Here is a 13999-nt window from a genome sequence, read left to right on the forward strand (position 1 = left end):
ATGCCGCTTGGGTAGTACATCGGCCTATGCGCTCTACATAATGTCATTTCAAAAACCAGTGAATTGTAAAATTCACTGGTTTTTTGTTAAAAGGAAGTTTTAGCTAAATTGCATCAAATTATTGGAAGATCGTAATCCCCCTAAAATAAAATAATCTAAAAGTAGAATTTTCTTTTAAGATTCATGTACGTATGACTACATTAAATAAATTTACGGACTTAGACAGACCACATATTCGAGTTGTTACTTAAATTTGAATGGATTTCGGAAAATTCGGCTTCTGAATGTTTAGGCAACAAATCCTGACGATACTAGGAATTAGTCACCAATATCAGGAATAAAAACCTGCTTTAAAGGGATTAAAGCTCTATATTGTGGTTTAAAATCTTCATAATAACGATAAATTAACTCTACAATCTCTTTACCATCAATAAGTCTTAACCGTGATTTATTCGTAGCTTTACTCTTTGCTTGATTACTATAACTTCCAAGATTAACAAATAAAGCATATTCGCCATCTTCAAGAGTACCTAAAAGTTGATTTATTTCAGGTAAGCCATTAGATATTAAAGTTTTTTTACATTGAACCTTAATAATAGGGGGTTCGAAGCCAAGTGTATCCTTGTGAGCAATAACATCAACACCGCCATCACCCGACCTCTGAGTAACCCTAGCAACATACCCCATGCATTCAAGCAAATGAGCGACAAATTCTTCAAACTGATAACCGTTTAAATGTTGATGTAATCTGCGAATAATAAAATCTTCAGTTGAATATTTTGCTGTTTCATTAATTACTTTAGTTACTGTTTCATCATCGGGTATTTCTTCTTGTTCTAATTCTTGCTCTTGTAACTCAACTATTGGGTCTTTATTTATTGTAGCTTGGTATTCAATACCTACAGCATTTAAAAAATCACCTGCTGTTTTCTTAATTTCAAACAACGTAATGTAAGCACCAATTTCATATAACGCTACTTGAGAAAAATTGTTACGTGGGACTCCATTAGGTGTTAGCCATGTTACAGGACGACGATTTAAATAAGCATCTTCGTCTTCAGAATTAGCTCTCTCATAATCTCCACTAATAATACCAATATAGACCAATCTATCCGATTTGCATGGGTATACCACATAATCTCCTGTTTTTACCACATGCATAAATCTGTAAATTGTGGCTACCTGAGTTCGGATAGAAGGCATTGAAGAATCAGGTTGCTTTGCTTGCAAAGCAAATTTAAAGGCTTCCCTATCAGCATCAATCTGACTTAAATCACCTAACTCTGACCAGCCAATTCCAATGTAATTTTTTTCAACTGGCTCAGTTCCAACATGTACGCCCATGTGTACACCCCAAACAGTCGGAGTATCAGACATTTATTAACCTTAAATACTTGTAATTTATGCCGTTCAGCATATCTTAAATAAGGATTAATTTGAATATGAGTATTATTGTGGGTATCGTTTCTGAGTTTAAAAAATTTGATGCTGATCTTAAAAATCCGAACTGGTCAGTATCTTCAATTAGCTCTAATAATGAGCTAATTGTTAGTTTATGGGGTCATAAACCTTTATTATCTAAACATCCAACTGAAAGAAAACAGGTTTATCGTGACCGTATTGATAGATGGTCTGGTAATGGACGTAATGAATTTAAGAAAAACCTTGATCTAGCATTAGAAGAAAAATTAAAAATTAGACCTATTATAGCTATGCTCGATAAAAGCTCGGATTTTCAAAATATTTTAGATGGCAAAGATGGCAGCCAATACCCTGAAAGATTTAATGCAAAAACCAATTGGATCGGTGAATTAACTATTTGGGATGGTATCCAATTTGAGATTGTATTTAGTCTTGAACAATAATTTAAACTCAAACCAAGTTTTTATTATGCTTACTACAGGCTTACCTTGCATAAACCCCAAATACAACAAAGCCCTGAGTATGTCAGGGCTAAGTCATTGATATTTGGCGGAAGCGGTGAGATTCGAACTCACGGAGGACTCACACCCTCGTCGGTTTTCAAGACCGGTGCATTAAACCGCTCTGCCACGCTTCCAATGGCGGCTATCATATAAAGAAAAATTCAGCTTGGCAAATAGTTTCTAAAAATTATGATCCAAATGTTCAAAATAAAATCAAAAATCAGTCATTTTCTGCAATTTCAGGCTTTTCATAGCGTATCGAATTAATAAACCAACTCTTTTTGCCTAGCGGTGTCTGCACTTCCACCTCATCATCTACCTGTTTAGACAACAAAGCCCGAGCCATAGGTGAATCAATCGAAATATGTTGTGGATGATGATCATAAATTTCATCCTCACCCACAATTCTCAAGGTCTTTTGCTCGCCTTGTTCATTTTCAATTTCGACCCATGCGCCAAAATAAACTTTACCCTCTTGTTCCGGTGCAAAATCGACAATACGCAGCTCTTCTAAACGCTTGCCCAAATAACGTACCCGACGGTCAATTTTACGCAAAAGCTGTTTGTTATATTGGTAATCTGCGTTTTCAGAGCGATCGCCGAGACTTGCCGCCCAGTTTACTTTTTTGGTGATTTCAGGGCGTTCTTCATGCCACAAATGCTGTAACTCTGCCACGAGTTTATCGTGTCCAGAACGTGTAATTAAGTTAGATTTCATGGTGTTTTTGCAGCCGGTTTTTTACATTTGGTTAACATCAATCCTATATTTTATTGCATTTTTATACACAATAAAAATTTATAAAATTTATTTCTCAATGAAATGAATATCTTATGTTACATTTTTCAAAAAATTTATGTACAAAATTTGACATCCAAAATTTTCATCTTTATTATTCGCACATCTTTTAGTTTTGATCACTTTTTAACCTGTGTATAAATTTTACACATTTTCCCTTTAATCCCAAGTCATTTTGAATGACGTCATGACTGCCCAACCCTTATTGAATTTATCAAACTTGAAAAAGTTTAAGGTGTGTTGCCTTTGCTTTTTAGGGCATAAATTACTTGTAGCGGAGCCAACATGCACAGTAGTTCAACGTCTGGGTCTAGGCTTAGCCTTCACTCATTTTTTAATCGCCTCCCATTCAAAGTCCTCGCTTTCAGTACTGTTCTTCTCCCATTCCACAGTATTAACGCAGGCAAAGCCGTTCATCAATTTGACAGCGTCGTCAATCAGAACAAATTGACCGTTGTGTCTGTGGAAAATCCAACCACAGTGTTTAAAGATGGACAACATTTACATGGCTTTGGTTATGACCTTGTGCGTAACTATGCCGACAGCATGAATGTGAAACTCGAATTTAAAACGGTAAGCGACAATGCGACCGCTTTAAAATGGGTGTCTTCTGGTAAAGCGAACTTTGCCATGACCACGTCGAGTATCCAAAGCATCGAAAAGCAGCAACTCACGGCATTTTCTGCCAGTTGTGGCGATTTAAATACTTTAAAGCGTAATGGTTTAAATAGTGAGCTGAACTGGGTGTTTAAACACGCAGATGATCCACTTAGCCAAACCGCAAGCAACTTTGTTTGTCGTGGCAAGCAAAACGGCTCAATTACCCAATTGGCTTCATTTTATAATCGTAATGTGGTCAAACAAGAATCGTGGGATGTGATCCAGCGGGATTTGCGTAATCGTTTACCTTTATATAAGGCCAACTTTAAAAAGACTGCCACGCAGTACGATTTAGACTGGCATCTTTTGGCGGCAATTGGTTATCAGGAATCTTACCTCAAACCCAACTCGGTTTCGCCAACAGGTGTGCGCGGTATTATGATGCTGACCAATAATACAGCCAAAGCGATGGGCGTAAGCAACCGTACCGATCCTGCACAAAGTATTCAGGGTGGTGCTAAGTATTATGACCAAATGCTGAGCCGTTATGAGCATATTCCATTTCCTGATCGTAACTGGTATGCCCTAGTCGCTTATAACATGGGTCCTGGTGCAGTCAGTCAAATTCAGAAGCGTATTCGCTCACAAGGCAAAAACCCGAACAATTGGGTTAACCTATATGCGTATTTAGACCGTAACAAAGCGAGCAACGGTCGTTATCGTCAAGCAGTGCAATATGTGACTCGTATTCGCGCCTACCTTGAGCATATTAAGACCACACCGCAATTGGTGAATATCTAAAATTTACCTCGCGTGATTGAGTTGCAGTGTATATCAGCTGCAATTCAAACATGAATAATGCGCTGTTAAAGCTGCAGTGCATAAAAAAGCCTAGTTGATACTTCAGCTAGGCTTTTTTGTACTATAGCGGGAAATTCGCCTGCTACAGCGTAAATCGCTTGAATTAAGCAGATTGCTCAAGAATCTTCTTAAATAAGTCTTTTTGTTCTTGGCTTGGTTTTGCAGTTTGTAATGCCATTAATTGTGACATATCGCCCTGTACTTTGATTTTACCTGTCATAAAGGCTTGCATAGCAGCCGCCATGTCAAACTCTAGGAATACTTTACGTAAAGTTTCCGCATCCATATTTAATGTTGTTTTTGCGTTGTCCGCCAAACCTTTTTGGATTTTACCGCCATCTAAAGACAATTCTGTGTTGCCTGCAGCATCAGTCACCACTAAGTTAATTGCCAGATTTGCAAGTGCTGGAGGTAGGTTTAAATCACCAGCTTGAGCCGTTAGATTTTCTACAGTTGCAAACCAATCATCAGTTAAAAAAGCAGGCATGATTTTTCCTCAATATATTTGTGCATGTGTGTTGTCTATCCAGACACCATCATTATTAAGCTGTTTTGCTTGCTGATTGTTATAGCATGAACCTTTCGTGAAAGGCTAAGAAATTTTGTACGGGACGTTCAGTTTTTGTATTTTTAGTCGAAATGACGACTTTCTCAAATAAATCAAATTCATAAAAAAACACCAAGCTCTGGCTTGGTGTTGATTACATTTTAAAGGGATTGACAGGCTGTTATCGCTTAGTCTGCAGCGTAGCCTAAATTGACCATATTGATGCGTTTGTTTTGCTCTGCTGCGTTTTGTTCGGCCTGATCGGCAAAATCAAATACGCGCTGGCTGTCTAACGCTTCAAAGTCGAATAATTCACGGTCTGCCAACTGCGATGGCGATACATTCTGTAATGCGCCAAAAATACTGTGCAAACGCTTAGGATGTGCTTTATCCCACTCACGTAACATGTCGTTAATAATGGCACGCTGTAAGTTTTCCTGTGAACCACACAAGTTACACGGAATAATTGGGAATTTACGCATTTCTGCATATTTAATGATGTCTTTTTCTTCCACATAAGCCAGTGGACGAATCAGCATATTTTTCTTGTCTGATGACAACAACTTCGGTGGCATGGCTTTTAAGCTACCGCCATGGAACAAGTTTAAGAAAAAAGTCGCCAAAATATCATCACGGTGATGCCCAAGCGCCACTTTGGTTGCCCCTATTTCCTGCGCAAAGCCATACAAAGAACCACGACGCAAACGCGAACACACTGCACAGTAAGTTTTACCTTCAGGCGTTAAACGCTTGGTGATGCTATAGGTGTCTTTTTCTAATATGTAATATGGGATGTTATTTTCTTCTAAATAACGCGGCAATACATCTTCAGGGAAGCCTGGTTGCTTTTGGTCTAAGTTCACAGCCACCACATCAAAATTGATGGGTGCGATGCGCTTGAACTGCAACATAATGTCCAGCAAGGTATAACTGTCTTTACCACCAGAAATACACACCATGACTTTATCGCCATCTTCAATCATGTTGAAGTCACGAATCGCATGCCCGACTTGGCGACGCAGCTTTTTCAACAAACGATAATACGCAGAGCTGGTTGGAAGTTCTGGTTTGAAATTAAAGCCTTGATCGGACTCAACTGGTGAGAACATAGACGCGATTAACCCATGAAAAAAATTACCGCGCAATTTTAGCCGATTCAGACCAATCCCGCATCAAAAGAATGTAATTTCATCGCAATCTTCCTTTTCGTCAAAGAACTTAATTTCTGACTGCGCGTTCATTTCTGTTTACACACTTTATTTCTATCTGCGCAGATCGTTTTTTTCTGTGGCAAGTTTGAACCCTCAGGTTCACTTTTTCGCCAAGATGCTTATCTTTTGGACTTTTCCACAGTTTTCCACAAAAGCTGTGGATAACTTTGTGGATTTAAAACAACTTGACAACGCCTCTTGCCGTTATTCTAAGGCTTCTCTTTAAATTGATCACTTTTTGATCTATTTTATTTTAATTCAAAATCATACACTTAAGTGTGTCAAGCTGATCCAATTAAAAAAAATAAATATTTTTTTTGATTACTCTGTCAGCAATTAAGCTTGATTTTTTTCGACACTACTGTAAATGAATTTGTACAAAGCCTTTTCATCTGTGAGATTTTTGTTAAACTCCTCATAACTGTTTGGGGACAGCTTTTAGTGTATTCACAGCATGAACAATAAAATTAATGCCTTTTTACTGTATATTTTGGGGACTGCCAGCATCATGCCTTTGGCAACGACAACGCACGCAGGTCAAATTTATATGTATAAGGACAGCAATGGCAGTACCTTGCTGACCAACCGTAAAAGTGCAGATCGTTCACTGACAAAAGTAAAAGTCACCTATTATCCAGACAGCAATATTCACAGTTATCGCAACTGGGGCAATTCCGAAGCGTCGGTATTGCCAAGTTATAGCCGCAATAAAAACGCCTTTGACCACATTATTCAGCAAGCAGCACAACAACACGGTGTTTCAGAAGGTCTAATTAAAGCAGTGATGCATACCGAATCAGGTTTTAATGTCAACGCCCGCTCGCCTGTCGGTGCACAAGGTCTAATGCAGCTCATGCCTGCGACAGCACGACGTTTTAATGTCAGCAACGCTTATGACCCGCATGAAAACATTATGGCGGGTGCAAAATACTTGGCTTGGTTACTCAAACGCTTTAATGGCAACACCACTTTAGCTTTGGCGGGCTATAACGCAGGCGAAGGCAATGTTGCAAAATACGGCGGCGTACCGCCTTTTCGTGAAACACAGGATTATGTACGTCGTGTGACCAGTCGCTATAGCAACCTATATGCTAGCGGCGTTAGTGCAAGTTCTGGCAGTAACGCGATTACGGCAAATAACAATAGCAATACTCAGAGTCAAAATGCACAAGTGATTGCGCAGTCAGACAATTACACTGCCAGTAATCATCAAGTGGCGGCAAACAAACGTCCACAACGTCAAATTATTATGGCTGCCGATGGTCGCTTTACCGATGCACCTGCAGGTTCTTACGCGACAGGGAATGCCACGGCTTCGGCACGTATTTTTATTTCAGAATAAAAGCTACAGCACTTCATTTGAGCTTGCGTTGCCGCAAGCTCAAATGAAGTGCCGATTGCAGTATCAGCTCAAAATATTTTTAGTACAGTTTTATTATTTTTCTTGAATTTTTAATACATACACCGCATATTTACGGCATGGTTTATTAATAAATCAGATTACATTTTTAATATAAGAGGATTTACTCAATGATGCGGATTGGTTTGTTCTTGCTAACCAACCTCGCGGTACTGGTTGTAGCTGGCATAATTTTGTCACTCTTCGGTGTCGGTAGTTACCATGGCGCGGGTGGCTTAAACCTAGGCAACCTGTTGGTCATCTGTTTTGTCTTTGGTATGGTTGGCTCTTTAATTTCACTATTCATGTCTAAATGGATGGCGAAAAAAACAACTGGGACTGAATTAATTGACCCGAATGCCCCTCGTAACCAAGCTGAAGCGTGGTTATTAAATGAAGTTGCGCAATTGTCGCAACGTGCTGGTATCAAAATGCCAGAAGTGGGTATTTTCCCTTCTTACCAATCGAATGCTTTTGCAACAGGTTGGAATAAAAACGATGCTTTAGTCGCTGTATCTACAGGGCTGCTTGAGCGTATGAACAAAGATGAATTACGTGCAGTTTTGGCACACGAAATTGGTCACGTTGCCAATGGTGACATGGTGACCTTGGCACTGATTCAAGGTGTGGTCAACGCATTCGTCATGTTCTTTGCCCGTGTTGCAGGTGACTTCATTGACCGTAACGTATTTGGTCGTGAAGATGGCGAAGCACCAGGCTTGGCTTATTTTGCAATTACCATTGTACTGGATATCGTATTTGGTATTTTGGCCTCTTCAATCGTGATGTGGTTCTCGCGTCAACGTGAATACCGTGCCGATGAAGCAGGTGCACGTTTGGCAGGTAAGCAAGCCATGATTTCTGCATTATTACGTTTACAGGCAGAATCTGAAATGCCTGATGCAATGCCAAAAGAAATGAAAGCTTTTGCGATTTCTGCAGGTAAAGAAGAAGGTTTTAGCTTGGCAGCGTTATTCCAAACTCACCCAAGCATTGAACAACGTGTTGCAGCTTTACAGCAATTAAATTTACCTTAATACTGCTAGCAAGATATTGTAACAGCGACACCAAAAAGCTTCCTCAGGGAAGCTTTTTTCATGTCTGTAAATTAGATCTGCCAGATGGTTTTGTACTTTAAACAGGTTCATTTAAACAGCAAAACTTTGTGACCAGTGCCACAACCAACTTGCACCGAGCCATGCTGCCCAAATAAAGAAAATAAGAAAAATCACACCAAGCAAATCAGGCAAATGTAGCCACAGCCATGCCACTACAGGATTACGCCAAAATGCTGACTGCTGCTGTTTACGTTCCAATCGCTCATGTAAAAAAGGATGTACCACATGATGCTCACTGTGAATCTGATATTCTTCACGGATATGCGTATGCACTACATCTAAAGCTTTACGGCTTGGACGAATAAATACATCAAATACTGTGCCGACAATGGGTACAAAACCAACTATTGCATCCACCACAGCAAGTTTAATCACTGGCGTGAGTTTGGTTTGCGGTACACCAATTTGTTTGGCTTTATAAATCGCATAACAGGTCAGTGCAAAACCTGCGACATCCCCCGCGACAGGTACAGTGCCTAATGCGGCATCTGCTCCCACACCCTGCTTGGTAAATGGAATACGCACCACAGAATCCATCATATTGGCAAACTTGGCTAAATCGCGCTCTAAGCGAATCACCTCTTGCTGGCTAAGTTTTTTTGAAGATGCTGGTTCTGGCATAGAAAACGTATCGTTGGGTAAATGCAATCTAATTGAGAATAAAGCAGTTTTTTACTCAGGTCTGTTATGATTTTATAAACAGAATTTTGATCAATGCAAAAAGTTTTAAGATGAGGTGTTGAATGAGTCATCATCACCGACAGCGTTTAAAGTAACAACTGTGAAGCAATAAATAAGTACACCACCACACCCGTTGCATCACAAATCGAAGTCACCAAAGGTGCAGAGGCGCTGGCAGGGTCTAGTTTCAGGCGATGCAAAATAAAAGGTAGACTCATGCCAATTAAACAACCCATCAGCACAATGCCCAGCATACTCAGTGCCAATACCACAGACACCATCATATCGCCACGGTAATAGCCTAAAATTGAAACCGCAAAAGCCATCGTTCCACCCAAACATAGCGCCACCAAACTTTCACGTCCGAGTAAATGCAGCCAATCTTTAAATTGCACATCACCTGTAGCCAGTGCCCGTACCATTAAGGTCGCAGACTGAGAACCCGCATTACCACCACTACCGACCAAAAGCGGCAAGAAAAAAACCAGTACAATATGTGCTGCAATAATGTCTTCATAATGCGCAATGCCAATTCCAGACAATAAACTGCCAAATACCAAAATCACCAACCAAAACACACGTTTGCGATATAAAAATAAAATTGGCGCAGTTTTTATACTCATGCCAGGTGAAGACGCTACCGCACTGGATTTTAAAAAGTCTTCTGTAGTTTCTGCCTGTACCACGTCCATCGCATCATCATAGGTGACAATCCCCAGTAAATGCTGTGCATCATCTACAATCGGTAAGGCCAAAAAATCATAATGGCTGAGTTTTTGCGCGATACTTTCCTGATCTTCAGTCACCAAACCTGTGACCAAATCGGTGCACATCACATTTTTAATTTTTTGTTCAGGCGGGTTTTGAATAATTTCCCTTAAAGAAATAACACCCAATAGTTTCATTAGTTCATCGACAATATAAATCAGGTACAAAGTTTCCCGATCTGTGGTCATTCTGCGCAATTCATCTATAGCTTGCTGCATGTTCAGTTCTGGCGAGAGCACCACGAAATCCGAACTCATAATCGCGCCCGCAGATTCTTCAGGATAGCGCGCTAAAGTCTGAATCTGTGCGCGTTTTTCTTCCGTAATGTGTAAGCTGACAAAACGCTGTAAATGCGGAGAAAGTAACTTAAATAAGTCGGTGCGGTCATCTGAATGCATGGCTGAAATCAGTTTGACCAATTGCTGCGGTGCAATCGCTTCGGCAATTTGAAGTTGTGAATGCAGTGGTAAAAATTCCATCACCAAGGCAGCACTGTCAATTTGTTCAATTAAACTCAGCTGTGCTTTCAGGCTTAAATACTGCATTAAGTCGGCTAAATCGGCAGGATTGATACTGTCGATCAGGCTGTGTACTGTGCTTGGCTGATGCAATTGTAAGGCTTGTTCTAACTGTTCAGCGTGCAGATTGGTCATTGCTCTCACCCACTCCATCATTCCAAAAACGTAAAATGAAGAATGGGCGCAGTGTCTCGGCCCAAACCAACCCTTAAAAAACCGAAAATCTGTAGATTTATGCAAGATTTTTAGCGTTTCATATCATAGCCTATAATTTTGCTAAGTGCCTAATAAAAAACATCTTTAGTTTATGGGTGATGAACGATTCACTTGAAATATAGAACGAACCAGCACATACATAAACGGAATAAAAACAAGCACTAAAATTGTGCCAAAAATAACTCCACCTAAAACACTCACCCCAATTTCCTGACGGCTTGCTGCACCTGCACCAAAGGCAAATACTAGCGGCAAAATACCTGCACCAAATGCCAATGAGGTCATTAAAATAGGTCTGAGCCGTAAGCTTGCACCTTCTAAAGCGGCTTGAATCACCTGTTTGCCTTGTTGCTGCGCAGCCGAAGCAAATTCCACAATTAAGATGGCATTTTTACATGACAAACCAATGGTGGTAAGCAAGGCAATTTGGAAATAAATATCGTTCGGGAAACCTGCCAAATAGCTGAAAATAATATTTCCACCAATCCCTAAAGGAATGGCGCTCATCACGGCTGTTGGAATACTCCAACTTTCATACAAGGCCGCAAGGCACAAGAAAATAAACCCGATGGAAACCAAATACAGTAACAAAGCCTGATTGCTAGACTGATTTTCTTCAAAAGACAACCCACTCCATGCCAAGTCAATGCCCTGCTGCTGTGCCACCATCTGTTCTAAATCACGCATCGCCTGCCCTGAGCTATATCCTTCGGCAGTATCGGCTTCCATTTGCACGGCGCTATACCCCATAAAACGATTGACGACTTCTGGCCCACCGCTCCAACTGAGTTGAGCAAACTGGCTAAAAGGTACCATTTGATTTTGCTGACTGCGTACCGACCATTGATTCAAATCTTCAGGTTTACCACGAAATTCGGCATCACCCTGCATAATCACACGTTTAATTCGACCACGGTCAATAAAGTCGTTGATATAACTACCGCCCCAAGCTGCCGCTAAGGTACTGTTAATAGCCGTTTGATTTAAACCTGCTGCCATCGCCTGTTTCTGATCAATCGTGACGTTTAACTCCGCTTTTTCAGGATTGGCACGTTGATCTAAATTTTTAAAGCTTTGATATTGAGCGGCTTGCTGCTGTAAATTTTGAAATTGCTGAATTAAAAAATCGCGTCCTGTACCATTCACATCGCGCATCCAGAACTCTAAGCCATCGGTTTGCCCCAAACCACGAACTGCTGCGGGCATGCCAATGGTAATTTGTGCATTGGGATGCTGTCGAAAATGCTGCATGGCACGTTCACGAATAGCTTGTGCGGTATGCTGTTGCCCTTGACGCTCATCCCAATGTTTTAGCGCAATAAAACCCTGCCCTAAATTCTGCCCTGTTCCCGAAAAATTACGTCCATAACGAATCATCACCAAATCAACATTGTGGGCTTCATGCTGCATAAAGTATTCACGTATGCTTTCGCCCACTTCACGACTTTTAGACAACGGCGCACCTTCCTGTAATTTAAATTGCACCGACAACATGCCCTGATCTTCATTCGGGATAAAACTGGTAGGTAAGGCACGGTAAAACAAGGCAAACACCGTCAATAAACCTGCAAAAATAACCAGACACACCGCTTTATGCTGAATCGTCCAGCCTGATAATTTGAGATAGTGTTGTTTTAAGCGTTCCAGTTTTTGATTAAACCAGATGGCCCATTGGGCTGGTTGTGGATTGGGTTTTAAAATCAAGGCACACAAGGCAGGCGTTAAAATTAAGGCCACACCTAAAGACAGCACCATCGCAGTGACTAAGGTGATGGAAAACTGGCGATAAATCACCCCAGTCGAACCACCAAAAAATGCCATTGGAATAAATACTGCGGTCAAAACCAAGGTAATGCCGACCAAAGCACCGCTAATTTCCTGCATCGATGCGATGGATGCCTGTTTAGCCGAGAGCTGCTGTTCGTGCATTAAACGCTCGACGTTTTCCACCACGACAATCGCATCATCCACCAATAAACCAATGGCTAAGACCAAAGCGAATAATGTCAGCGTGTTAATACTCATCCCAAAGAGTTGCAACACGGCCATGGTGCCTAAAATCACTACAGGCACGGTTACGGTAGGAATGAGCGTCGCGCGCCAGTTTTGTAAAAACAAGAACATCACGATGACAACTAAAATCACCGCTTCAATTAAAGTTTTCACCACTTCATTAATTGATTCCTGCACGAAAGGCGTGTTATCTCGTGGATAGACAATTTGGTAACCTTCGGGCAATTGTTGTTTTAAATGCTCAATTTGTTTTTGAATTAAGGCTGAAGTTTGTAACGCATTGGCACCAGACGATAAAGAAATCCCCATCCCTGCCGATGGAAAACCATTAATGGTATTAAAGCTTTGATAATTTTCTGCACCAAGTTCAATACGTGCCACATCTTTTAAATAAACAAAGCCACCTGCCTGATCTGCTTTTAAAATAATATTTTCAAATTCTTCTACCGTTTTTAAGCGTGAACCTGAGGTGACTTTGGCATTGAGATATTGTTCTTGTGCTGTGGGTAATTCACCAATTGCCCCTGCCGCGACTTGGGTATTTTGCGCTAATACTGCAGCACGTATATCACTTGGCATGAGTGCGTATTGTTTTAACTTTATCGGATTCAGCCAAATCCGCATTGCATATTGCGCACCAAAAACATCGACCTCACCCACACCTTCAATGCGTGCCAACTCTTGCTCTAAATGACTCATCATATAGTCAGACAATGCAATATTGCTGCTTTTACCTGTGGCATCGTACAGCCCAATGACCATGTGGGTATCACCCAATGATTTAAAGACATTTACCCCCTGACGCTGCACATCTTCAGGTAAGCGGTTAATTGCGCCATTAATCGCATTTTGTACCTGGACTTGTGCGGTATCGGGGTCGGTACCATTTTCAAAGCTAATGCTGATGCGACTTCGTCCTGAAGAATCACTGCTAGAACTGAAATACAGTAAGTGATCTAAGCCTTTAATTTGCTGTTCCAAAACCTGTGTGACGCTTTCTTCAACAGTTTCTGCCGAAGCTCCTGTATACGTTGCGCTGACGGTGATACGAGGTGGTGCAATGTCTGGGTAGCGTTCTACAGGTAAATTTAATACTGAAAAAATCCCGAGTGCCATCACCACAATGGCGAGCACACCTGCAAAAATTGGACGTTCAATAAAAAATTTAGACAGCATAAAACTGGATCACTTATAGATAACAATAATGAGATTTATATGAAATGAATCAAGTGGATGAAGATCATCAAAAAAACTTGAAACCGTGTTTCAAATTAACACAGCAAAATAGAACTTGGATGACTGCACATCAAAAAATCTAGTTTTGTCACAAAAATGTTGATTGGTCT

11 protein-coding genes and 1 tRNA gene are annotated in these 13999 nt (G+C 40.7%); 4 read left to right on the forward strand and 8 right to left on the reverse strand.

The features are described 5' to 3' along the window. Positions 1–318: 318 nt before the first annotated feature. Positions 319–1377, reverse strand: a complete 1059-nt coding sequence (locus FTV43_RS01005; protein WP_257224083.1) for a restriction endonuclease — start codon at positions 1375–1377, stop codon at positions 319–321. A gap of 65 nt (positions 1378–1442) precedes the next feature. Here FTV43_RS01005 and FTV43_RS01010 point away from each other — a divergent pair, with 65 nt between their 5' ends. Next, entirely contained in the window at positions 1443–1865 is a 423-nt protein-coding gene (locus FTV43_RS01010) for a hypothetical protein (protein WP_179994675.1), read from the forward strand. 104 nt (positions 1866–1969) lie between these two features. On the opposite strand, the gene FTV43_RS01015 is transcribed toward FTV43_RS01010, so the two are convergent. Both FTV43_RS01015 and greB read right to left on the reverse strand, forming a co-directional pair. After that, positions 1970–2059 (reverse strand) — tRNA-Ser (locus tag FTV43_RS01015). A gap of 86 nt (positions 2060–2145) precedes the next feature. Further along, entirely contained in the window at positions 2146–2643 is a 498-nt protein-coding gene (gene greB / locus FTV43_RS01020; RefSeq protein ID WP_179994676.1) for a transcription elongation factor GreB, read from the reverse strand. 363 nt (positions 2644–3006) lie between these two features. Here greB and FTV43_RS01025 point away from each other — a divergent pair, with 363 nt between their 5' ends. Continuing rightward, positions 3007–4122, forward strand: a complete 1116-nt coding sequence (locus tag FTV43_RS01025; RefSeq protein WP_004972108.1) for a transglycosylase SLT domain-containing protein — start codon at positions 3007–3009, stop codon at positions 4120–4122. A gap of 163 nt (positions 4123–4285) precedes the next feature. Here the strand turns inward: FTV43_RS01025 and FTV43_RS01030 are convergent, their stop codons facing one another. After that, positions 4286–4669, reverse strand: coding sequence for an SCP2 sterol-binding domain-containing protein (locus FTV43_RS01030; RefSeq protein ID WP_004972111.1), 384 nt, complete (start codon positions 4667–4669; stop codon positions 4286–4288). 248 nt (positions 4670–4917) lie between these two features. Next, the gene (gene ttcA / locus FTV43_RS01035) at positions 4918–5838 is read right to left on the reverse strand and encodes a tRNA 2-thiocytidine(32) synthetase TtcA (protein ID WP_104853169.1); all 921 of its coding nucleotides are present in this window, start codon (positions 5836–5838) and stop codon (positions 4918–4920) included. 556 nt (positions 5839–6394) lie between these two features. Between ttcA and FTV43_RS01040 the strand changes: the two genes are divergently transcribed. Then, positions 6395–7282, forward strand: coding sequence for a lytic transglycosylase domain-containing protein (locus tag FTV43_RS01040; protein ID WP_004972115.1), 888 nt, complete (start codon positions 6395–6397; stop codon positions 7280–7282). 188 nt (positions 7283–7470) lie between these two features. Then, a complete protein-coding gene (htpX, locus tag FTV43_RS01045; RefSeq protein WP_004972117.1) occupies positions 7471–8376 on the forward strand; it encodes a protease HtpX in 906 nt (301 codons plus the stop codon). A gap of 111 nt (positions 8377–8487) precedes the next feature. Here the strand turns inward: htpX and FTV43_RS01050 are convergent, their stop codons facing one another. The 3 genes from FTV43_RS01050 to FTV43_RS01060 all read right to left on the reverse strand — a co-directional run bounded on the left by FTV43_RS01050 (position 8488) and on the right by FTV43_RS01060 (position 13829). Continuing rightward, on the reverse strand, positions 8488–9078 hold the full coding sequence (locus FTV43_RS01050; RefSeq protein WP_179994677.1) for a DUF4112 domain-containing protein: 591 nt from the start codon (positions 9076–9078) through the stop codon (positions 8488–8490). A 146-nt stretch (positions 9079–9224) separates the two neighbouring features. Next, on the reverse strand, positions 9225–10559 hold the full coding sequence (gene mgtE, locus FTV43_RS01055; RefSeq protein WP_075175071.1) for a magnesium transporter: 1335 nt from the start codon (positions 10557–10559) through the stop codon (positions 9225–9227). Between the two features lie 165 nt (positions 10560–10724). Then, positions 10725–13829 carry a multidrug efflux RND transporter permease subunit gene (locus tag FTV43_RS01060; RefSeq protein WP_179994678.1) on the reverse strand — a complete coding sequence of 1035 codons (3105 nt, stop codon included), beginning with the start codon at positions 13827–13829 and terminating at the stop codon, positions 10725–10727. Positions 13830–13999: the final 170 nt, after the last annotated feature.

Origin of the sequence: Acinetobacter sp. YH16053, from assembly GCF_013417035.1 — a bacterium.
GTDB classification, from domain to species: domain Bacteria; phylum Pseudomonadota; class Gammaproteobacteria; order Pseudomonadales; family Moraxellaceae; genus Acinetobacter; species Acinetobacter towneri.